Annotated in this window: 18 protein-coding genes; 10 read left to right on the plus strand and 8 right to left on the minus strand. The window is 54.5% G+C overall.

Features of this window, described 5'->3' with window-relative positions; translation table 11 throughout:
• Positions 1-3 precede the first annotated feature (3 nt).
• The 4 genes from AB9F27_RS05055 to rsfS are packed head-to-tail and all read right to left on the minus strand — an operon-like array spanning position 4 to position 3,658.
• A complete protein-coding gene (locus AB9F27_RS05055) occupies positions 4-1,137 on the minus strand; it encodes a murein hydrolase activator EnvC (protein ID WP_369757597.1) in 1,134 nt (377 codons plus the stop codon).
• Positions 1,134-2,666 carry a 2,3-bisphosphoglycerate-independent phosphoglycerate mutase gene (gene gpmI, locus AB9F27_RS05060; protein ID WP_335583849.1) on the minus strand — a complete coding sequence of 511 codons (1,533 nt, stop codon included), beginning with the start codon at positions 2,664-2,666 and terminating at the stop codon, positions 1,134-1,136. The genes AB9F27_RS05055 and gpmI overlap by 4 nt, the downstream gene beginning before the upstream one ends.
• Before the next feature lie 59 nt (positions 2,667-2,725).
• A complete protein-coding gene (rlmH, locus tag AB9F27_RS05065) occupies positions 2,726-3,196 on the minus strand; it encodes a 23S rRNA (pseudouridine(1915)-N(3))-methyltransferase RlmH (RefSeq protein ID WP_335583848.1) in 471 nt (156 codons plus the stop codon).
• A 9-nt stretch (positions 3,197-3,205) separates the two neighbouring features.
• Positions 3,206-3,658, minus strand: a complete 453-nt coding sequence (gene rsfS, locus AB9F27_RS05070; protein ID WP_369754866.1) for a ribosome silencing factor — start codon at positions 3,656-3,658, stop codon at positions 3,206-3,208.
• 390 nt (positions 3,659-4,048) lie between these two features.
• Here rsfS and leuC point away from each other — a divergent pair, with 390 nt between their 5' ends.
• The 4 genes from leuC (at position 4,049) to AB9F27_RS05090 (ending at position 8,253) form a co-directional block, all read left to right on the plus strand.
• Positions 4,049-5,452: a 3-isopropylmalate dehydratase large subunit gene (leuC, locus tag AB9F27_RS05075; protein ID WP_335583847.1), complete on the plus strand. Its 1,404-nt coding sequence runs from the start codon at positions 4,049-4,051 to the stop codon at positions 5,450-5,452.
• 14 nt (positions 5,453-5,466) lie between these two features.
• The gene (gene leuD, locus AB9F27_RS05080; RefSeq protein ID WP_335583846.1) at positions 5,467-6,072 is read left to right on the plus strand and encodes a 3-isopropylmalate dehydratase small subunit; all 606 of its coding nucleotides are present in this window, start codon (positions 5,467-5,469) and stop codon (positions 6,070-6,072) included.
• Between the two features lie 268 nt (positions 6,073-6,340).
• Positions 6,341-7,174, plus strand: coding sequence for a hypothetical protein (locus AB9F27_RS05085; RefSeq protein WP_335583845.1), 834 nt, complete (start codon positions 6,341-6,343; stop codon positions 7,172-7,174).
• 26 nt (positions 7,175-7,200) lie between these two features.
• Positions 7,201-8,253: an endonuclease/exonuclease/phosphatase family protein gene (locus AB9F27_RS05090; RefSeq protein ID WP_335583844.1), complete on the plus strand. Its 1,053-nt coding sequence runs from the start codon at positions 7,201-7,203 to the stop codon at positions 8,251-8,253.
• Here AB9F27_RS05090 and AB9F27_RS05095 read toward each other — a convergent pair.
• Positions 8,240-9,136 (minus strand): epimerase, encoded by an 897-nt coding sequence (locus AB9F27_RS05095; protein ID WP_335583843.1) that lies wholly within the window; start codon positions 9,134-9,136, stop codon positions 8,240-8,242. The two genes, AB9F27_RS05090 and AB9F27_RS05095, sit on opposite strands and share 14 nt — an antisense overlap.
• 89 nt (positions 9,137-9,225) lie before the next feature.
• Here AB9F27_RS05095 and AB9F27_RS05100 point away from each other — a divergent pair, with 89 nt between their 5' ends.
• The 3 genes from AB9F27_RS05100 to AB9F27_RS05110 all read left to right on the plus strand — a co-directional run bounded on the left by AB9F27_RS05100 (position 9,226) and on the right by AB9F27_RS05110 (position 12,430).
• Positions 9,226-10,128: a LysR family transcriptional regulator gene (locus AB9F27_RS05100; protein WP_335583842.1), complete on the plus strand. Its 903-nt coding sequence runs from the start codon at positions 9,226-9,228 to the stop codon at positions 10,126-10,128.
• Positions 10,129-10,186: 58 nt separating this feature from the next.
• Positions 10,187-11,293 carry a 3-isopropylmalate dehydrogenase gene (gene leuB, locus AB9F27_RS05105; RefSeq protein WP_335583841.1) on the plus strand — a complete coding sequence of 369 codons (1,107 nt, stop codon included), beginning with the start codon at positions 10,187-10,189 and terminating at the stop codon, positions 11,291-11,293.
• A 159-nt stretch (positions 11,294-11,452) separates the two neighbouring features.
• On the plus strand, positions 11,453-12,430 hold the full coding sequence (locus AB9F27_RS05110; protein ID WP_335583879.1) for a DMT family transporter: 978 nt from the start codon (positions 11,453-11,455) through the stop codon (positions 12,428-12,430).
• Here the strand turns inward: AB9F27_RS05110 and egtD are convergent.
• The 3 genes from egtD to AB9F27_RS05125 form a co-directional block, all read right to left on the minus strand.
• Complete coding sequence (egtD, locus tag AB9F27_RS05115; protein ID WP_369757598.1) at positions 12,427-13,365, minus strand: L-histidine N(alpha)-methyltransferase; 939 nt, start codon at positions 13,363-13,365, stop codon at positions 12,427-12,429. The two genes, AB9F27_RS05110 and egtD, sit on opposite strands and share 4 nt — an antisense overlap.
• Positions 13,365-14,624, minus strand: a complete 1,260-nt coding sequence (egtB, locus tag AB9F27_RS05120; protein ID WP_335583839.1) for an ergothioneine biosynthesis protein EgtB — start codon at positions 14,622-14,624, stop codon at positions 13,365-13,367. Before egtB ends, egtD begins: the two co-directional genes overlap by 1 nt.
• Before the next feature lie 146 nt (positions 14,625-14,770).
• Positions 14,771-15,772: a hypothetical protein gene (locus AB9F27_RS05125; protein ID WP_335583838.1), complete on the minus strand. Its 1,002-nt coding sequence runs from the start codon at positions 15,770-15,772 to the stop codon at positions 14,771-14,773.
• 201 nt (positions 15,773-15,973) lie between these two features.
• Between AB9F27_RS05125 and AB9F27_RS05130 the strand changes: the two genes are divergently transcribed.
• The 3 genes from AB9F27_RS05130 to AB9F27_RS05140 all read left to right on the plus strand — a co-directional run bounded on the left by AB9F27_RS05130 (position 15,974) and on the right by AB9F27_RS05140 (position 18,673).
• Positions 15,974-16,768 (plus strand): S49 family peptidase, encoded by a 795-nt coding sequence (locus AB9F27_RS05130; RefSeq protein ID WP_335583837.1) that lies wholly within the window; start codon positions 15,974-15,976, stop codon positions 16,766-16,768.
• 170 nt (positions 16,769-16,938) lie between these two features.
• Entirely contained in the window at positions 16,939-17,895 is a 957-nt protein-coding gene (locus tag AB9F27_RS05135; RefSeq protein WP_039001764.1) for a calcium/sodium antiporter, read from the plus strand.
• A 10-nt stretch (positions 17,896-17,905) separates the two neighbouring features.
• Positions 17,906-18,673, plus strand: a complete 768-nt coding sequence (locus AB9F27_RS05140) for an SDR family oxidoreductase (RefSeq protein WP_335583836.1) — start codon at positions 17,906-17,908, stop codon at positions 18,671-18,673.
• Positions 18,674-18,895 lie beyond the last annotated feature (222 nt).

Below are 18,895 nucleotides of genomic sequence, written 5' to 3' on the forward strand. Positions count from 1 at the left end.
GTCCTATTCCTTTGTCACTGCAAACCACGGGGCGGGATCCAGCGTGGATTTGCCCTGTCGTAACTCCATATAAAGCGTTTCCGAACGAGAAGCGCCACTCCCATTGCGCGTTTTCTGCAAAAACTCTTGCGCTTGAGGCGCGTTACCGCCCATGAGACCCAACGGATCCCCTGTCAGAACCACTTGGCCGACTTCGCCATATACCTCACTTAATCCAGCTATGACCAAAAGATAACCCGCTTGTGGCTCCAGAATGATCACATTTCCGTAGTCAAGCAGCGGACCGCGATAGCGAATGGTCGCCGGAGCCGGAGAAGTAACGACGGAAAGAGGGTTCGCCGCGATCAAAAAACCGGGACGACGGATGCCCGAGGCGTCGGCTTCGTCATACTTTCTCAAGACGCGCCCCAAGACGGGGAGGTTGAGGTTTCCCTGCATGGCTTCGAAATCCATGATGACCAAAGGCGCGGCGTCGACGCCTTGCACCAGTCCCGTGGCGAAGGCTTCAAGTGTTTCGCTGCCTTCGAGCAGGCTTTGCAGGCGCTCAGGGTCTTCAACAAAGCGCCGCGGTAGATCTGTGCGGTCCGAAATCGCCAGCGATAATTCGGTGCGCGCGTCTTGGGCGCCAAAAAGCCCTTCCTGAAGCGATTGCACGGCACTTTCCTGAAGCGAACGCAGCAGGGCAACTTCCTGAAGGCGGGCGCGTAATTCTTCGGCGTTCGCCTGAAGGCTTGGTGTGACGTCCGACAGGATCATCCCAGAGCGCGCGGTTCCAAGGGGGCCGGAGGGGTGGAGCAGTAAGAGAGGCGTCGGCGACGATTCCATTGATTGCAGAACTCCAATCAACTGGGCGACTTCTTCGCGGCGGGCTTCAAATTCAAGCGCAATGGCCTGTTCGCGAATGGTGGCACGTCGCAGGCCCTCGCGCATGGCTTCAAGGCCCGCTTCAAAGGCTTGCACCGCTTCGGTCAGGGCGGCAACGCGATCACTCGCGCTTTTGGCGTCGTCTAACGCCAAGGTTGCCGTGCTGATTTGTTGGGCCGCGCGGCGTGCCGCATGCGAAGGATCAACCTCCGCCATCGAAGGCGTAGCCATGCCCAACGTCAAAAGGCAGCCTATGATGCGCAGGGTTTTCATCGAATGATCAGCGTCTCGCCCGTCATTTCTGGCGGGAGATCAAGCCCCATCAGATCGAGGATCGTTGGCGCAAGATCGGAAAGGCGACCCGTCCGAAGTTTAGCGCCCGCGGGTCCACCAAACAGGGCGACGGGAACGGGATTGGTTGTATGGGCGGTGTGTGGCCCTCCGGTTACGGGGTCTACCATCGTTTCACAATTGCCGTGGTCCGCCGTGATAATCATCGCGCCGCCAACGGCCTCCAATGCCTCAAGCACCCGTCCGAGGCCGCGATCCACAGCTTCGCAGGCCTTAATCGCAGCCGCCAAGTCACCCGTATGACCAACCATATCGGGGTTCGCGTAATTGGTAACGATGAGGTCATAGCCCGCATTGATGGCCTCGACGAATTTGTCTGTGACCTCGACGGACGACATCTCAGGTTGCAAATCATAGGTCGCGACTTTGGGCGACTGGGGCATGAAGCGGTCTTCGCCGATTTCTGGCTCTTCTTTGCCACCGTTCAAAAAGAACGTCACATGTGGGTATTTTTCGGTTTCGGCAAGGCGGAATTGGCGCAAACCCTTTTGGGCGACCCAAGAGCCAAGGGTGTTCACAAGGTTTGCCTTGGGAAAACAGACGTCCATATAGGTGGTGTGGTCATCGGAATAACCGACCATCCCAAGGTAGCTTGAAAGTGTGGGCCGAGGTCCGGTTTCAAATCCGTTAAAGGCGGGTTGTCCGATGGCCGCAAGGATTTCGCGGGCGCGGTCTGCGCGGAAGTTGAGGCAATAAACCCCGTCGCCATCCCGAACGCCCACATAGGGTGCGATGACGGTCGGCAAGATGAATTCGTCGGTTTCGCCGCGCGCCCAAGCTGCGGAGACAGCCTCGATGGCTGTGTTCGCGGCTTCTCCCGTGGCATTTATTATTGCGCCATAGGCTTTGGAGACGCGTTCCCAGCGGTTGTCCCGATCCAAGGCGTAATAGCGTCCAGAAACCGTGCCGATCTGGACGGATTGGGGCAGGGCAGCCACAAATTCGGCCATAAAGTGATCTGCCGATTTAGGTGCAACATCGCGCCCGTCGGTGATTGCATGGATGACGCATGGCACGCCTGCGTCGCTGACCGCTTTGGCTGCCGCGACGACGTGGTTGAGATGCCCGTGCACGCCGCCGTCCGAAATGACACCGATCAAATGCGCGGTGCCGCCGTTGTTTTTTAGGGTGTCGATAAATCCGCGCAGGGCTTTGTTTTGGGCGAAACTTCCATTCTCAACCGCAAGGTCAATTTGTCCAAGGTCCATCGGCACCACGCGTCCGGCCCCGATATTTGTGTGCCCAACTTCCGAATTGCCCATCTGCCCCGTGGGGAGGCCCACATCGGGTCCGTATGTGGTCAGGGTCGCATGCGGGCTTTCGTTCATGATGCGGTCGAAATTCGGAGTCGCGGCCATCGCAGGTGCGTTGTTCGCGGTTTCGTCGCGGTGTCCCCAACCATCAAGAATACAAAGAACAATCGGTTTTTTTGCTATCGTTTTCGCGGACATGGCTCTCTCGCTTTATGGATTTGCGTTAGGTTTAATCCGCAGCCCTGCGAAGAGCAAGGTCATGTGCGGTGGTAGGGGCTGCCGGAAAGGATTGTCGCGGCGCGATACAGCTGCTCAGAGAGCATAACGCGCGCCAACATATGCGGCCAGACCATAGCGCCAAAGGATAGGCGAAAATTGGCCTTGGCGCGCAGGGATCTCGCAATGCCGTCCGCACCACCGATAATAAAGGCCACGTCGCTTTGTCCGTCATCGCGCCATTGCGCGAGAGTGTTGGCGAAATCGGGGCTTGGCATCACCTTGCCCCGTTCGTCCATAATCGCAATCAGGGCGTTTTGGGGCAGGGCGCGTTCTAGAAGGACGGCTTCTGCATCGGAGCCAAGCCCCTTTTTGTCCTCGACTTCATGCACGATGACGGGCCCAAGGTTCAGGGCGCGTCCCGTGCGGTCAAATCGGGTGAGATAATCGTCCAAAAGGGCGCGTTCTGGCCCCGCCCGCATGCGGCCAACAGCACAGATATGAACGCGCATCCTTGAAACCTATGTCAAAGAGGTTGGATCGCTTGAGCCTGGAACGCCAGCCTGCCACATTTTTTCAAGCTGATAGAATTCGCGCACTTCAGGGCGGAATACATGCACAATCACGTCGCCCGCATCGACCAGAACCCAATCGCCGGGGCCTTTGCCTTCAAGCTTCGAAATGTAGCCGGTCTCTTGCTTGATGCGATCCGCGAGCTTCTCGGAAATTGCCGAGACTTGGCGCGAGGAGCGACCCGAGCACACGATCATTTGGTCGGCCATTTCAGACTTGCCCGCAAGGTCGATTGTTACAACGTCTTCAGCTTTGTCATCTTCTAAAGACGACAAAATGAGCGCGAGCAAAGCTTCGCTCGCGGCACTTTCGGATGCTGTTTTTTTCTTTGCCTTAACGGGTTTGTCGCCGTTGGCAGTGTCAGAAGAGTGAGACAGATTCCTGTCCTCCGTAATGCGCACCGGACCCTCCGATGCATGTATCGTCTAAAGATAACACCGCATATGTTAAATCTCAATGATAAGACGCGGGGTCATAGGACTTTGGCGCGGGATTAGCAACACCACAAAGCTTAATCGGGGCGGGAAAGCGCGAATTTTGGTGCTAGGGGCCGCATTTATAACCCTTGTCGTCTTGGGTTTTCGCGCGGGGAAGTATTGCGAGACTCATTCAAAGAGAGTATGGCAACGTTATGAAGCGTATATTTGACATCGATGACCATAGTTTTCTGCCTTGGCGGTTCTATGGACAACAGCTCTCGATCAACGCCTACCTCTAGGTTTGGCGCGCCACAGGTGCGTCCGCTTTGCAGCCAAAATGCCACAAATTTACCTAACGAACGGGAGTGGACCATGTCCGCCAAAACACTTTATGATAAAATCTGGGATGCCCATGTCGCCCAAGTTGACGAAGACGGCACAACCCTACTTTATATTGACCGCCACCTTGTCCACGAAGTGACAAGCCCGCAGGCCTTTGAAGGTTTGCGCCTAACGAATCGCAAAGTGCGCGCGCCGGATAAAACCATCGCTGTGCCTGATCACAACGTACCAACCACGCTGGATCGCGCCAAAGGTATCGAAAACGAAGAGAGCCGCATTCAAGTTGACGCTCTCGACAAGAATGCTAAGGATTTTGGCATTCACTACTATCCAGTTTCCGACGTGCGCCAAGGAATTGTGCACATCGTTGGCCCAGAGCAGGGTTGGACCCTTCCGGGCATGACTGTAGTTTGCGGCGACAGCCACACAGCAACCCACGGCGCGTTTGGCGCGTTGGCGCATGGCATCGGGACATCGGAAGTTGAGCATGTTTTGGCGACCCAAACGCTGATCCAGCAAAAATCCAAAAACATGAAGGTCGAAATCACAGGGAAATTGAATCCCGGTGTGACAGCCAAAGACATCACTATGGCCGTGATTGGCGAAACGGGCACCGCTGGCGGTACTGGTTATGTGATCGAATATTGTGGCGAAGCCATTCGCGCCCTTTCTATGGAAGGCCGTATGACCGTCTGTAATATGGCCATCGAAGGCGGCGCGCGCGCAGGTATGATTGCGCCCGACCAAACAACGTTTGACTATGTCAAAGGCCGTCCACATGCACCCAAAGGCGCGGAATTTGACGCGGCTCTGGCGTGGTGGAAAACGCTCTATTCGGACGATGACGCGCATTTTGACAAGGTCATCACACTTAAGGCCGAAGATATTCAGCCTGTTGTGACTTGGGGCACTTCGCCCGAAGACGTGTTGCCGATCACGGCCACTGTTCCGTTCCCGTCGGATTTTACCGGTGGCAAAGTTGACGCCGTTGCGCGCTCACTGGAATACATGGGCCTCACGCCTGGTATGAAATTGACCGACATTGAAATCGACACAGTGTTCATTGGCTCCTGTACCAATGGCCGGATCGAAGATTTGCGCGCAGTTGCTGGCGTCGTGAAGGGCAAGAAAATTAAAGAAGGTATGCGGGCGATGATCGTTCCGGGTTCCGGCCTCGTGCGGGCGCAAGCCGAAGAAGAGGGCCTTGCTGCTATCTTCACGGACGCCGGTTTTGAATGGCGTTTGGCTGGGTGTTCCATGTGTTTGGCAATGAATCCAGATCAGCTTTCGGATGGTGAACGCTGTGCGGCAACATCCAACCGCAATTTCGAAGGTCGTCAGGGCCGTGGTGGGCGTACCCATCTCGTGTCTCCAGCTATGGCAGCAGCCGCTGCTTTGACTGGTAAATTGACCGACATCCGCGACCTTATTTAAGAGGAATACCCTAAATGGAAAAGTTCGAAAAACTGACCGGAATCGCGGCGCCAATGCCGTTGATCAATATCGACACTGATATGATCATCCCAAAAGTATTCCTGAAAACGATCAATCGCACGGGGCTTGGCGTCAATTTGTTCGCCGAAATGCGCTATAATAACGACGGCTCTGAAAAGGCGGATTTTGTGCTGAACAATCCCGCATATCGGGACGCGGAAATCCTTATTGCGGGCGACAACTTTGGGTGTGGCTCGTCGCGGGAGCACGCACCTTGGGCGATCAAAGACTTCGGAATTCGGTGTGTTATTTCCACAAGCCTTGCGGATATTTTCTTCAGCAATTGCTTCAAAAACGGAATTTTGCCGATCATCCTCCCCAAGGAGCAAGTCGACATGTTGATGCAGGATGCCGGTAATGGCGCGAACGCACGCATGACTGTAGACCTTGAAGCGCAAGAGATCACGATGTCAGATGGAACGGTTGTTCCCTTCGATGTTGACGCCTTCAAAAAGCAATGTTTGCTCGAAGGTCTGGATGACATCAGCCTAACTTTGGCCAAAGAAGCGGCGATTGATTCTTTCGAATCTGCCGCGGCGATCTCTCGCCCTTGGGTATAACGCTAGGCGGTAAAATTGCCGGTTCTACCACATCTAGGGGGTCGCAGTATATCTGCGACCCCCTTCGTGGTTAATGATGCAATCTCGCACCAGTTTCACCATGAAATTGCCTTAAACATTTAGTCATAGTTAACAGAGTGTTGCAGAACGTGGCGAAAGAAGGCAAAAATTGGGCAAGAATGAGGCAGACCGCCACAATGTGCGGAAAATCGTTGGAATAAGAGATCGGCTACGGATCGTTTTCGGCCAACCAAAGGGTAATTGGGCAGTGTTATCACAGCTAATTGGCGCGATCGTGCGCGGTATTTTGGTGGCTCTCTTAATTGCAGCGCCCTCCATAATCGTGCCCGGCAATCATTCAGATACGAGCCAAGTTGTGGCGCTTCTCGCGATTTTTGCAGGCCTGCTCACCACAATTGAATATGCTTCCGACTACCCTAGCCTGATGGAATTTCGCGACGCGCCCCCATTTAATCGGATTCGCTATATCAGCTTGTTGCTGATGGTTGTTTTGCTGTCGTTGATTGTTGATGACGGCGCGGATGCCGCAACTTTGCAACGTTTCACGCATGCCGTCGGAACTGTCGTCGGCCAAGCTATGGATTTCCCCTACAGCCCTGTGCGCTTGTTTGTTTTGGCGCTGCCAGCGGACGCAAGTTCGAGCGACATAGAGTTTGTGCGCACAGCAGCCGGTCTTTGTTATTTGATCTCTCTCGTGTCCCTTGCTGTTTTTATGATTGGTCTGCGGATGGGGCGCTGGCCCGCTCGCGGTCAAAACTTTAATGTTTGGGTCAATTTGCCGACCTTTGATCCCACAGCGGGTCGCGATGTTGTCGATCGCCTTACGCGGGACGCGCGGTTTAATTCTGTGCTAGGCTTTCTTCTACCGTTTATTATTCCCGCGGCGATGCAGACGACTTCGACTGTCTTTCAAGCGTTCTCGCTGGATTCGCCACAAACTTTGGTCTGGACGATTTCCGCATGGGCTTTCTTACCTGCGTCTCTGTTTATGCGCGGCATCGCCATGGCGCGGATTGCATCGTTGATTCAAGCAAAACGCCAATCATCCTTTACCCAACAGGATGGCTTGGTCGCTGCCTAATTGCCCTGCTGATGGCGGGGCCAGCAATGGGGCAAACACCCTTGCGAGTGGCGACATACGACGTTGATTTTTTCCGCAAAGGGCCGGGAATTCTGTTGCGCGATATTCTGCGTGAGTCCTCCGATGACGCGAATGCCGCTCTGGGTGTGATTGCCCATGTGAACCCCGATATCCTTCTGCTAACGGGCATAGATTACGATCTTTCAAATATAACGGTCCGCGCGTTTGCCGATGCGTTGGCAGGCGGGGGTGCCGACTATCCCCATGTTTTCGCCGCCCTTCCCAATTCTGGCATGGCCTCGGGTTTGGACCTGAATGGCGACGGCCGTTTGGGGAGTGCGCGCGACGCGCAGGGGTATGGGCGCTATGCGGGGGCCAATGGCATGGCAGTTCTTTCGCGCTATCCGATCGAGGATGCAGTGTTTCGCGACTTCTCGGATTTACTCTGGAAAGATTTTCCACAGGCGGATTTGCCACAGATCGACGGCGCTCCGTTTCCAAGTCAGGCCGCACAAGACAGCCAGCGCCTTTCGACGACGGGTCATTGGGACCTTCCAATAACGACGCCCGATGGGGTGCTTCACCTTTTTGCCTATTCGGCCACGCCGCCAGTTTTCGACGGCCCAGAGGATATGAACGGCAAACGTAGCGCCGATGAAACGCGATTTTGGGGCGCGTACCTTGACGGCGCCCTTGCCCAACTCGCGCCCAGCGGCCCGTTTGTGATCCTCGGGAACTCGAATCTTGACCCCGTAGATGGCGATGGCATCAAAGGCGTGATGCAGACCCTTTTAGACCATCCCCGCGTGTTTGATCCGCAGCCCGCAAGCCATGGCGGGAAGGCAGCGTCAGACCCAAGTCACCTCGGCGATCCCGCTTTGGATACGGCGGATTGGCCAGGCGACGGTTCCAGCCCCGGAAATCTGCGGGTTGATTACGTCTTGCCTTCGTCGGACATTACCGTCGTCGGGAGCGGCGTTTTCTGGCCCCAAGAAGGCACCCCAGAAGCGGCCCTTTTGGCCGAGGGCGAGGGGATTACCCGCCATCGACTGGTTTGGGTGGACATCACGCTGCCATAAGTTGGGCGCGCTTGAGGTTAGACGGTAGTTCGCAAAGCATGATCTCTTGGCGGGGTGTCGGGTGAAAGTCCGGCAGGATTTCCGCTAAGCGTGCACCCGAAAGGCGGTGTGGAATCTCGCTCAAATACCGCATTTCAAGCAACTCATAAGCTAAGGTCCATACAGGGCTCGCGAGCCGCATCAACCACCACGGAAAATTCGTAATCTTGATTTTCTGTCCCGCCGCCGCCGTGATCTCCTCACAAAGTTCCTGAATCGTAAAACTTTCACCTGGGAGGGGGATGTCTTCAAAGGCATTCAGAGTGGCTCGCGTCTCCGCCAAAGCGACCGCCACGCGCGCCCAGTCGGGAAGATAGCAATAGGCATGTTCGACGTCTGTTGGCCCCATAGTTGTAACAACGCCCTTGTCGATTTTTCCAAGGATCACGAGGCTCATCAATGTTCCGTCGCGATTGGGGTCGAGGAAATCGCCGCCGCGCAGAATGATTGTGCGCAGGCCGTCTTTGGCGGCTTGACGATAACTCTCTTCCATTTCGATCCGAAGGCGGCCTTTGCGCGTGGTTGCAGCTTGCGAAGTGGTTGGCCCCCACGTTCCAGCGGTTGCGCCAAAATTGTAAACGTTTCCTGGAATGATAACGGTGGCACCGCTGGCTTTTGCCGCAGCGATAATGTCAGCGGTATATTTGGGAACAAGCGTCGCCCACCCCTTGTAACCGGCGGGATTGAAGCCGTTGACGATCACATCGGCCCCCATCACCGATTGCATGAGGTCATCGGTGGAGCGGTTGAATTTGCGCACGGTCCATCCCGCCTTTGCAAAGGCCTCGGCCGCGTGGCGACCTATTTTTCCGCTCGCGCCAAGGATGAGTACTGTCTGGGTCATTTGTAAGTCCTTTCTGAAGTGTTGAAACAAGCTTACCTATTCGTTATTGTGGGTTGTATTCGCAAAATTTGGATGTGTGGTATTCAAAAATGAATGTTAATTCTCTCGCGTCCTTGGACTGGTCCCTCATTCAAAGCTTTATCGCTGTAGCTGAGGCGGGGTCACTGACGGGCGCTGCCAAACGGTTGGGGCACAGCCAGCCAACCCTTGGGCGACATATCACACAAATCGAAAACGCCTTGGAGGTGCAGCTTTTTTCGCGCGTGGCGCGGGGGTATGAACTTACCGAATATGGCCACGCATTATTGCCCGCCGCACGGGATATGCAGGCCGCCGCCGCGCGGCTTTCGCTGGCGGCCGCCGGGCAGGCGCAAAGCCTCTCGGGGGTTGTTCGTGTCACAGCGTCGGTGATGTTCTCCCATCATATTCTTCCTCCAATTTTGGCACGTTTGCGCGCATTTGAGCCGGACATCGAAGTGGAATTGAACGCAAGCGACACGACGGACAACCTGCTTTTCCACGAAGCGGATATCGCCGTGCGCATGTTCCGCCCCGAGCAGTTGGACACGATAACGCGCCATATTGGCGATATGGATTTGGGAATATATGCGGCGAAATCCTATATTGAGCGCAAGGGAATGCCGATCACACACCTTGATCTTAATCATCACGATTGGGTCGGGTATGATCGCAGTGAACTTATTATAAAAGGGATGCGCGCTTTGGGGTGGCATGTGGACCGCCGTTTTTTTGCGACGCGATGTGACAACCAAACGGCCTATTGGGAGTTGGTCCGCGCGGGTTGTGGGATTGGCATCGCGCTTAAAACTATTGCGAACAAGACGTCGGAAGTTGTCGAGATTTTGCCAGACACCGTCACTGACGCGCTGCCCATTTGGTTGACCGCCCCTGAGGCCTTGCGCAACACGCCGCGCATTCGTCGGGTCTATGATTATTTGGCCGAGGAGCTAAGTCGCGTCGCGGGTGCTTGAATTTTCGGAGCGCGCGCGATATTGCCAAGGCAACTTAGCAAATAGTCGAGGAATTCTCATGAGTAACCCATCCATTTTGATCCTTCCTGGTGACGGCATTGGCCCCGAAGTCATGGACGAAGTCCGCAAAGTCATCGCTTGGTATGGCGAGAAGCGTGACATGGCGTTTGATGTGTCCGAAGACCTCGTCGGCGGCGCGGCCTATGACAAACACGGCACACCGTTGCACGACGACACAATGGCGCGCGCCATGGAGGTTGACGCCGTGTTGCTCGGCGCCGTTGGTGGCCCGAAATACGACGTGTTGGATTTCTCGGTGAAGCCAGAGCGCGGCCTTTTGCGTCTGCGCAAGGAAATGGATTTGTTCTCGAACTTGCGCCCTGCGCAGTGTTTTGATGCGCTGGCCGATTTCTCAAGCTTGAAGAAAGAAGTAGTTGCCGGCCTCGACATTATGATCGTGCGCGAATTGACCTCCGGTATTTATTTCGGTGAGCCACGTGGCATTTTCAAAGAAGGCAACGAGCGGGTTGGCATCAACACGCAACGTTACACCGAAAGCGAAATCGCCCGCGTTGCGCGCAGTGCGTTTGAATTAGCACGCCTTCGGAGCAACCGTTTGTGTTCGATGGAAAAAGCCAACGTTATGGAGAGCGGCATTTTGTGGCGCGATGTCGTCACCGAGATCCACGCCGCGGAATATCCCGATGTTGAATTGAGCCACATGTATGCCGACAACGGCGCCATGCAACTGGTGCGTGCCCCTAAGCAATTTGACGTTATCGTCACGGACAACCTGTTTGGCGATATCCTTTCGGATGCTGCTGCGATGCTGACGGGTTCTTTGGGCATGTTGCCCTCGGCAAGCCTTGGGGCACCGATGGAAAATGGCCGCCCAAAGGCGATGTACGAACCCGTTCACGGCTCCGCACCCGACATTGCGGGCCAAGGTAAAGCCAACCCCATCGCTTGTATCCTCAGCTTCGCAATGGCGTTGCGGTATTCCTTTGAGGCGGGCGAAGAAGCGGCGCGTTTGGAGGCGGCTATTGCAACCGTCTTGGCCAATGGCGCACGCACCGCAGACCTCTTGGGGCCAGATGGCGGAACTTCGATCAGCACAGGCGAAATGGGCGACGCAATCATCGCCGCTCTCGACGCAAGCCTCTAAGCTGATCGAAAATTCTGGAAATTGGGGGCTTTGTGTCCCCTTTTTTCGTTTCTAGGGGGCGGCGCCCTTGCGGCGAAGGCGTTTTTCCCTTCAGGTATGCGCTAAGAAGTATTCGCCGACGTCATACTCCCAAAATTGCTGAGATACCCAATGTTGAAAATATCCCCAAACGCCAAGGGCGCGTTATTTGCTCTTGTTGCTTTCGGCGTTTTTGCGACGCATGACGTGATCGTCAAGTCGCTTGGAGGTACATATTCGGCCTTCCAAATCGTGTTTTTTAGCGTGCTTTTAGGGTTCCCGTTTGTGACCGTGATGCTGATGCGTGATGCGACGCATGGCACGCTGCGCCCAGTGCATCCTTGGTGGATGCTTGTGCGGACTCTTTCAGCTGTCGTAACGGGTGCGAGTGCGTTTTATGCGTTTGCGCATTTGCCGCTCACACAGGTTTATGCAATCCTTTTCGCAACGCCCCTGATGATTACAGTGTTGGCGATTCCCATTCTGGGCGAGCGTGTTCGCATGCGACGCTGGATGGCGGTTATCGTGGGTTTGATCGGAGTATTGATCGTTTTGCGTCCCGGAGATGCCGATCTTGGGCTTGGGCATCTCGCAGCTTTGATGGGCGCTATCGGTGGGTCCCTAAGCTCGATCATCGTGCGTAAAATCGGCCAAGAAGAACGCAGCGTTGTGCTTTTGCTCTATCCGATGATGGGGAATTTCTTGGTGATGGGCTGCTTGATGCCGTTCTATTATGTTCCTATGGCACCGCTCGATTTTGCGGCTGTGGGGGCGATTGCTTTACTCGCGTATATCGCCATGATGTTCCAAATCTTTGCGTATCGCAGCGGTGAAGCCGTGGTCGTGGCGCCGATGCAATATTCTCAGATTATTTGGGCCAGTATTTACGGATATTTCTTGTTCAACGAGCGGCTCGATACAGCGACAGTGGTTGGCGCAGGTGTGATTATCGCTAGTGGCCTTTATATTCTCATGCGCGAATCCTCGGCGCACACCTCTCAAAACACACCCGTTTTGCGCACCCGTAGCCGTGTTGGTTCTCCTGGTGGCCTTCGCGTGGGAACGGTGATCCGCCGTGAAGATAATGCGCGAGCGCGTGATGAGGACGCCCAATCCTAGGCGGGCGTCAAAACCGCAACAGCAAAAAGATTGTCTGCATCTGTTAGGAACTCCGACACGCCCCACCCAGAAAGCGCGGCCATTTCGGAGAGGCTTTCTCGTGTGTATTTGCGGCTGTTCTCGGTGTGAATGGTTTCCCCTTTGGAAAACCTAATTTCCTCGGAGCCTATCGGCACAGATTGATCCGACAGGCTGACTAAATACATTTCGATCCGCGATGCCACGTCGTTCCATCTGGCCTCATGTTCGAACTTATCAACGTCAAACACCGCGCCGATTTCACGGTTCATGCGATGCAGGAGGTTGAGGTTAAAGTCGGCGGTGATCCCCTGCGCATCATTATAGGCATCAAGCAAAATCTGCGTGTCCTTTACCAAATCGACACCCAAGATAAAGCCCGTGACATTGTTCCATTTGCGGATTCGGCTCAGAAGGGAAATGGCGTCGTCTCGCGACAGATTGCCAAGGGTCGAACCTGGGAAAAACGCAGTTTTGGCTGTGTCGACATATTTTGCGTGCAGGGGGATTGGGCTGGTGAAATCGGCCACAATCGGGTCGATGATCAGGCGTGGATAGTCATGGCGCAATTGCTGCGCGACTTGGTTTAGAAACGGACCAGATATGTCGGTCGGCAGATAGGCCGCAAGCTGTGTGAACTGGTCGAGCAACACCCGCGTTTTGCGGCTTGCCCCACTCCCAAGCTCCACAAGAACGCTTGCTGCGGGGACGTATTTTTCCAACAGCGAGGCATTATCAGTTAAAATCGCCAGCTCTGTGCGGGTTGGATAATACTCTTCCAACTCGGTGATTTCTTCAAACAAATGACTGCCAGCGTTGTCATAGAACCATTTGCTTTCGAGGCTTTTTGGCGTGCTGTTCAGCCCTTCAAGTGCGCTTTTAAGGAGCGCGGCGTTTTGAATTGTTGGCAAGTCCATCATACGTTCCCTTGATCTTTGGCCAGTCGCAAACCCAGCATTTGCCAGCGTTGGTGCGGATAGAAAAACGTGCGGTAACTTGGGCGCATTTGGGCGATTGCGGTGGCACAGGAACCGCCGCGCAGCACCATTTGATTGACCATGAACTTGCCGTTGTATTCCCCAAGGGCGCCTTCGGGTGGTTTAAAGCCGGGGTAGGGGGTGAATGGGCTTTGCGTCCATTCCCACACATTTCCCCAAAGGGATTCTGTCGCCGCAGTTGGACGGAAGTTTTTACTGTCTAGAAAGTTGCCCTTTAGAGGCGTGTCTCGCGCCGCAAGCTCCCATTCGGCTTCGGTTGCGAGGCGGGCGCCGGCCCAACGGGCAAAGGCGTCGGCCTCGTAATAGGACACATGCACGACGGGCGCATCAAGGTTGACGGGTTGCGCGCCGCGCAGGGAATAGCTCCAATATACGCCGTCCTGAAGCCACCAATAAAGAGGGCTGTCCCAACCTTCGCGTTGCTTAACGGCCCACCCTTCCATCAGCCAAAGTGTGGCGTCGTCATAGCCGCCGTCCTGCATGAATCCGATCCAATCGCGGTTGGTGGCGGCGCGGTTCCCCAACTGGTACGGGGCGACATAGGTTTTGTGGCGCGGCCCTTCGCAATCATAGGCAAAGCCGTTTCCGTTGTGGCCGATCTCAACCAAGCCACCTGCATGGGAGGTAAACCGATGCGCAATCTCTTGCGTTGTTTCAAGCGGTTCAGGTGCGCGATAAACGGGCATCAAGGGGTTGTAGGAAAACGCGTGCAAAAGGTCGGTCACGAGCAGTTCTTGATGCTGCATTTCGTGGTGACAACCAAGCTCTGTGATGCAGTGGATTGTTTCTGTGTCGCCCGTTCCGGATTGCAAAAGGGCTTGAAGTTGCGAATCAACGTGGGCGCGATAGGCCAGAACATCCTCAACTCCGGGCCGTGAAATCAGCCCCCGTTTGTCGCGCGCATGACGCGGACCTGCTTGCACGTAATAGGAGTTAAAAAGGAAGGCGAAACGATCGTCGGGCGAGCGGTAATTTGGCGCATGTGGTTTGAGAATGAATTCCTCAAAAAACCATGTGGTATGAGCAAGATGCCACTTCGCAGGGCTGGCATCTTCCATCGATTGAAGCGCCATATCCTCAGGGGTCAGTGGCGCCACAATAGCATGGGTGCGCGCCCGTGTTTCGGTAAAGAGTGTGGCATAATCGGGTGCGGATTGTGGGTGCATAGAAACGGTCATGGAACACCTTAAAATAATCGAGCGGGCAAATTTGACGGCCTACCTCTAAGATAAGGAGATGCCCAATTGATCGGTAGGTCAAGATATGTGCCGCTGTGGTTCATATTTGATCCACAATACACTTCGGCGCCAGAATTGGTGCTGTTTTAGCGTTTAAACAGGCTGGCGGCGCCTGACTGTAAAGTTGCAATCGCTTCACGGACCAATTTTGGCTCCACGTTATGCTTGCGTGCAATGGCCTCCGGCGACGCGTCCGTGCCCAGCCCTTCCAAGGCGAGGTCCGCTAGGAATTTGGCGTCTTTGGCGCGGGGGTCTTGTTTTACGATTTTGCGCGGTATGGGCGCATCGTCGCAAACAATCCCATGGCGCATAACGGCGTCGGCCATAAAGCTTCCCGCGTCTGGCGAGCCGCCCTCTTTTTCTTCTAGACGTGGCTTCATACGACGGGCCCAAAAATGCACCCCATAGGTGTCACTTCCCAATTGCCCCGCAACGTCGAAGCGTTTTTTGATCATGTGGTTTCGGTGACGGAATGAAATTGGATAGAAGGCCGCTTCGGGCTGCGCAAATTTGATTTCACCGCTCTCTTTCAGGAAATGCGTCACGGCTTCGGGGCCAGTGAACCCCCAATTTTGCGCTGTCATATGTACAGGGTTGCCCGCGTCGCGCTCTGCTTCCAATTCGCGCTGTTGCCATGGTTTGAGCCAAGGAGCGATAGCGTACTCATCTTTGAAAAACTCGAGCATATTCCCCAAAGCTTCGCTATCTTTTGGCAGACCCAGAACGGCATTGCACACGAGGCCGGGCTTTTCCCACCCAAAAACATGGGGGTTTTGGAAATCGAAAGGCTGATAGCAATACATATCGGCATCGACCCAGATTTTCCCCGTGTGTTGCAGCATGTTCAGCCGAAACAAATCCGCATGAATCGCGGGGCTTCCGGTGCGTGCGTGCCGCAACATCGGCTCGGCGGCAAAAATTGGATCGGCGGGGAGCTGCTCCACTTCTGCGGGGCAATTCGGGATCGGGCTGTAGCTATAGAGCGTCACTTTGTGGCCTGCATGGGCAAAGCTCACCAAACACAATTGTTCAAGCCATGAGAGCTGTCCGCCAATCCAAAGACTCGCGATTTCCGGTAATTTCGCCATGATTTGCCTTTTTGGTAATGCTTTTCGCGCGACGGATTTCTTTGTTGTATCGTGAAAATGTGTTCGGATAAATGAACGGAGCAAAAGAAGCTGGGAAAGTGCGCACCTGTGTTAGGATTGTCGCGGGGTAACTGCGCAACAGTTACCCCAGATTTCACGGGTCCCCTTGTTCCGGTCGTGGGGGACGCCTACATCCATTTAATGAAAAGATTTATTCCCTTTCTCAAATCCGAGCCAAAGGTCGCAGTCGTGCGCCTTCAAGGTGTGATTTCAGCGTCCGGCCGCGGCGCGCTCAACGAAGCGTCTATCGCGCCTGTTTTGGAGCGCGCTTTTCGGCGTGGAAAACCAGTGGCGGTTGCGCTTTTGATTAACTCGCCGGGCGGATCGCCCGTGCAGAGCGCGTTGATCGGCCAGCGTATTCGCAGCCTTGCGGCCGAGATGAAAATTCCAGTTTACGCGTTTGTCGAAGATGTTGCGGCTTCTGGTGGCTATTGGCTGGCATCCGCTGCCGATGAAATCTGGGCAGATGCGGCGTCTATTGTGGGGTCCATTGGCGTGATCTCTTCGAGTTTTGGCCTGTCGGGCCTGATCGAAAAACACGGGATTGAACGGCGGGTTTATACGGCGGGAAAATCGAAATCGACAAATGATCCTTTCCTTCCGGAAAAGCCTGCAGACGTGAAGCGCCTGAAGGTGGTGCTGGATCAAATGCACGATGTGTTCAAAGAACAGATCACGTCGCGGCGCGGTGATAAGCTTGCGGATCAAGATTTGTTTACGGGCGAATATTGGATCGGGAAGCAGGCGCTGGACCTTGGTTTGATCGACGGAATCGGGCACATGATGCCCAAAATGCGCGAGCAATATGGCGAGAAAGTTATTTTCATGCCCTACGGTCAGAAAAAACCGTTTCTGCGCCGCCTCGGTGCGCAAATCCTTGGGGATACGATCGGGAAAATCGAAGAACGCAGTGAGTTTTCTCGGTTTGGGTTGTAGTTGTGATTAAAATAGTCAGCTTATTTTTGATTGGGATGTTGGTTTTGGCGATGTTTGGTCGCCTGAAATATCCCGGTCATAAGCAGGTTGCACGGGCAAGATGTAATAATTGTGGACGTATTCGGCTTCGGAAGTCGCCATGTCGTTGCCAATTGGATAAGGGATAAACGATGCTCGATTGGTTCTTGGTGGGTTTGGGGCTCACCATCCTTTTGCTGTCTGGCGATTTGTTGGTACGTGGAGCAGTAAACCTGTCGTTGCGCCTCGGGATTCCGCCCCTCCTTGTCAGCCTAACAATCGTTGCCTTTGGAACATCCGCACCGGAACTATTGATCACCATTGAGGCCGTCGGGAATGGATTTCCGGGCATGGCCTTGGGGAATATCATTGGTTCAAATATCGCCAATGTGTTGCTCGTTTTGGGAATTCCCGCCCTGATTACCACGATGCATACTGCTGAATGTAATACCCGAAAAAGCTATATATTTATGCTGGGGGCAACCGGCCTTTTCATAGTCATGTGCTTCTTTGGGCCCTTAAGTTGGCCGCATGGGCTTATCATGCTCGGTGTGCTCGTCTTAATCCTAATTGACGCTGGTCGCGATGCGATGCGCCACCGGTCGGACAGCCATGCTTGCGCTTTGGATTTGGAAGAGGTCGAGGGCGCGGACCCTAAGATTACGGGAAAATCCATCGCATTCTTCTTGGTTATTGGTTTGATCGGCCTGCCACTCGGGGCGGACCTGTTTATTGATGGCGCCGTAAATATTGCAGAGCAATTTGGGGTGAGTGATACGGTCATTGGCCTAACTCTCGTTGCGATCGGAACCTCCTTGCCGGAGCTTGCAACGACCGTGATGGCGGCCCTGCGTCGGCAAGCGGACGTCGCTTTGGGCAACGTGATTGGCAGCAATATGTTTAACATTCTTGCGATTATGGGGGTTGGCTCGCTGATTGGAACCATTCCTGTTCCCCATGAAATTCTGACTTTTGATTTATGGGTCATGTTGGCCGCGTCCCTTGTGCTCTTTCCTTTCGTCTTGTTGGGGTGGAACCTGTCGCGAATCTGGGGCATCGTTTTGTCGAGCGCCTACCTTGTGTATATGGGCGTCGTCCTGATCAACTAGGGAGATATCTATGCAACCACGTGCATTGGTGACGGGTGCCGGCGCGCGTCTTGGACAGGCGATGGCCGTTTATCTTGCGGGGCGAGGATTTGATGTGGCGGTGCATTTCGCGGGGTCCGAAGAGGGTGCGCAGGACACTGTTGGCATGGTCCAAGCTCTTGGCCAACAAGCGGTTTCACTTCAAGCCGACCTTTTGGATTTGGATCACTGTGAAGGCCTGGTTGAGCGCGCAGTACGTGCCCTTGGCGGGCCACTAAGTTGCCTCGTCAATAACGCATCAATATTCGAATATGATACTATCAAAACCGCCACTCGCGACAGTTGGGATCGCCATATGACGTCCAATTTGCGGGCTCCATTTATCCTGACACAGGCTTTTGCCGCGCAAGTTCCGGAGGGCGATTTTCCGGCAATGATCGTGAATATGGTTGACCAACGGGTACGCAAACTGACTCCGGAGTTTATGACGTATTCGTTGGCCAAACAGGCACTGTGGAACCTGACCCAGACCTCCGCTCAGGCGCTCGCGCCGCGTATTCGGGTGAATGCCATCGGGCCGGGAACCACCTTAAGGGGCGCACGTCAAACACAGGAGCACTTCGACGCACAGAGGCGAAATAGTTTGCTTGAGCGCGGTGCGAATGCGGCGGACATCACAGCGGCGCTCGGCTACTTCCTAGACGCTCCAGCGGTGACAGGTCAGCTCCTTTGCGTGGATGGAGGACAGCATCTGACATGGCAAACCAGAGATGTTCAAGGAAAGCCAGAGAGCAAATAGCCAAGCGGCTGTGACAAGTTGTGCACCCGTCTCGGAAAGTTAACAAAAACGTTACAAATTCCTTAATGTTTTCAGTTGCTTGCTTGATTTTGAGAAAAGTTTCTTTTGATATCAGTGTGTTGAGATTTTGCCTAAAAATTAAGCAATGCGGAGATAATGCCCAAAACAAAGGGAAAAATGGCGATCAAGGAAACTTATCAACCTAGTTATCCACAGAAACCG

The organism is Falsihalocynthiibacter sp. CO-5D18 (assembly GCF_041205445.1).
In the GTDB taxonomy this organism is placed as follows: Bacteria; Pseudomonadota; Alphaproteobacteria; order Rhodobacterales; family Rhodobacteraceae; genus Falsihalocynthiibacter; species Falsihalocynthiibacter arcticus.

What these genes read in the sequence shown, in the direction of transcription:
- AB9F27_RS05055 (WP_369757597.1), bottom strand. Translation starts at nt 1,137, where the DNA reads ATGAAAACCCTGCGCATCATAGGCTGCCTTTTGACGTTGGGCATGGCT.
- gpmI (WP_335583849.1), bottom strand. Translation starts at nt 2,666, where the DNA reads ATGTCCGCGAAAACGATAGCAAAAAAACCGATTGTTCTTTGTATTCTT.
- rlmH (WP_335583848.1), bottom strand. Translation starts at nt 3,196, where the DNA reads ATGCGCGTTCATATCTGTGCTGTTGGCCGCATGCGGGCGGGGCCAGAA.
- leuC (WP_335583847.1), top strand. Translation starts at nt 4,049, where the DNA reads ATGTCCGCCAAAACACTTTATGATAAAATCTGGGATGCCCATGTCGCC.
- leuD (WP_335583846.1), top strand. Translation starts at nt 5,467, where the DNA reads ATGGAAAAGTTCGAAAAACTGACCGGAATCGCGGCGCCAATGCCGTTG.
- AB9F27_RS05090 (WP_335583844.1), top strand. Translation starts at nt 7,201, where the DNA reads ATGGGGCAAACACCCTTGCGAGTGGCGACATACGACGTTGATTTTTTC.
- AB9F27_RS05095 (WP_335583843.1), bottom strand. Translation starts at nt 9,136, where the DNA reads ATGACCCAGACAGTACTCATCCTTGGCGCGAGCGGAAAAATAGGTCGC.
- AB9F27_RS05100 (WP_335583842.1), top strand. Translation starts at nt 9,226, where the DNA reads ATGAATGTTAATTCTCTCGCGTCCTTGGACTGGTCCCTCATTCAAAGC.
- leuB (WP_335583841.1), top strand. Translation starts at nt 10,187, where the DNA reads ATGAGTAACCCATCCATTTTGATCCTTCCTGGTGACGGCATTGGCCCC.
- egtD (WP_369757598.1), bottom strand. Translation starts at nt 13,365, where the DNA reads ATGGACTTGCCAACAATTCAAAACGCCGCGCTCCTTAAAAGCGCACTT.
- egtB (WP_335583839.1), bottom strand. Translation starts at nt 14,624, where the DNA reads ATGACCGTTTCTATGCACCCACAATCCGCACCCGATTATGCCACACTC.
- AB9F27_RS05125 (WP_335583838.1), bottom strand. Translation starts at nt 15,772, where the DNA reads ATGGCGAAATTACCGGAAATCGCGAGTCTTTGGATTGGCGGACAGCTC.
- AB9F27_RS05130 (WP_335583837.1), top strand. Translation starts at nt 15,974, where the DNA reads ATGAAAAGATTTATTCCCTTTCTCAAATCCGAGCCAAAGGTCGCAGTC.
- AB9F27_RS05135 (WP_039001764.1), top strand. Translation starts at nt 16,939, where the DNA reads ATGCTCGATTGGTTCTTGGTGGGTTTGGGGCTCACCATCCTTTTGCTG.
- AB9F27_RS05140 (WP_335583836.1), top strand. Translation starts at nt 17,906, where the DNA reads ATGCAACCACGTGCATTGGTGACGGGTGCCGGCGCGCGTCTTGGACAG.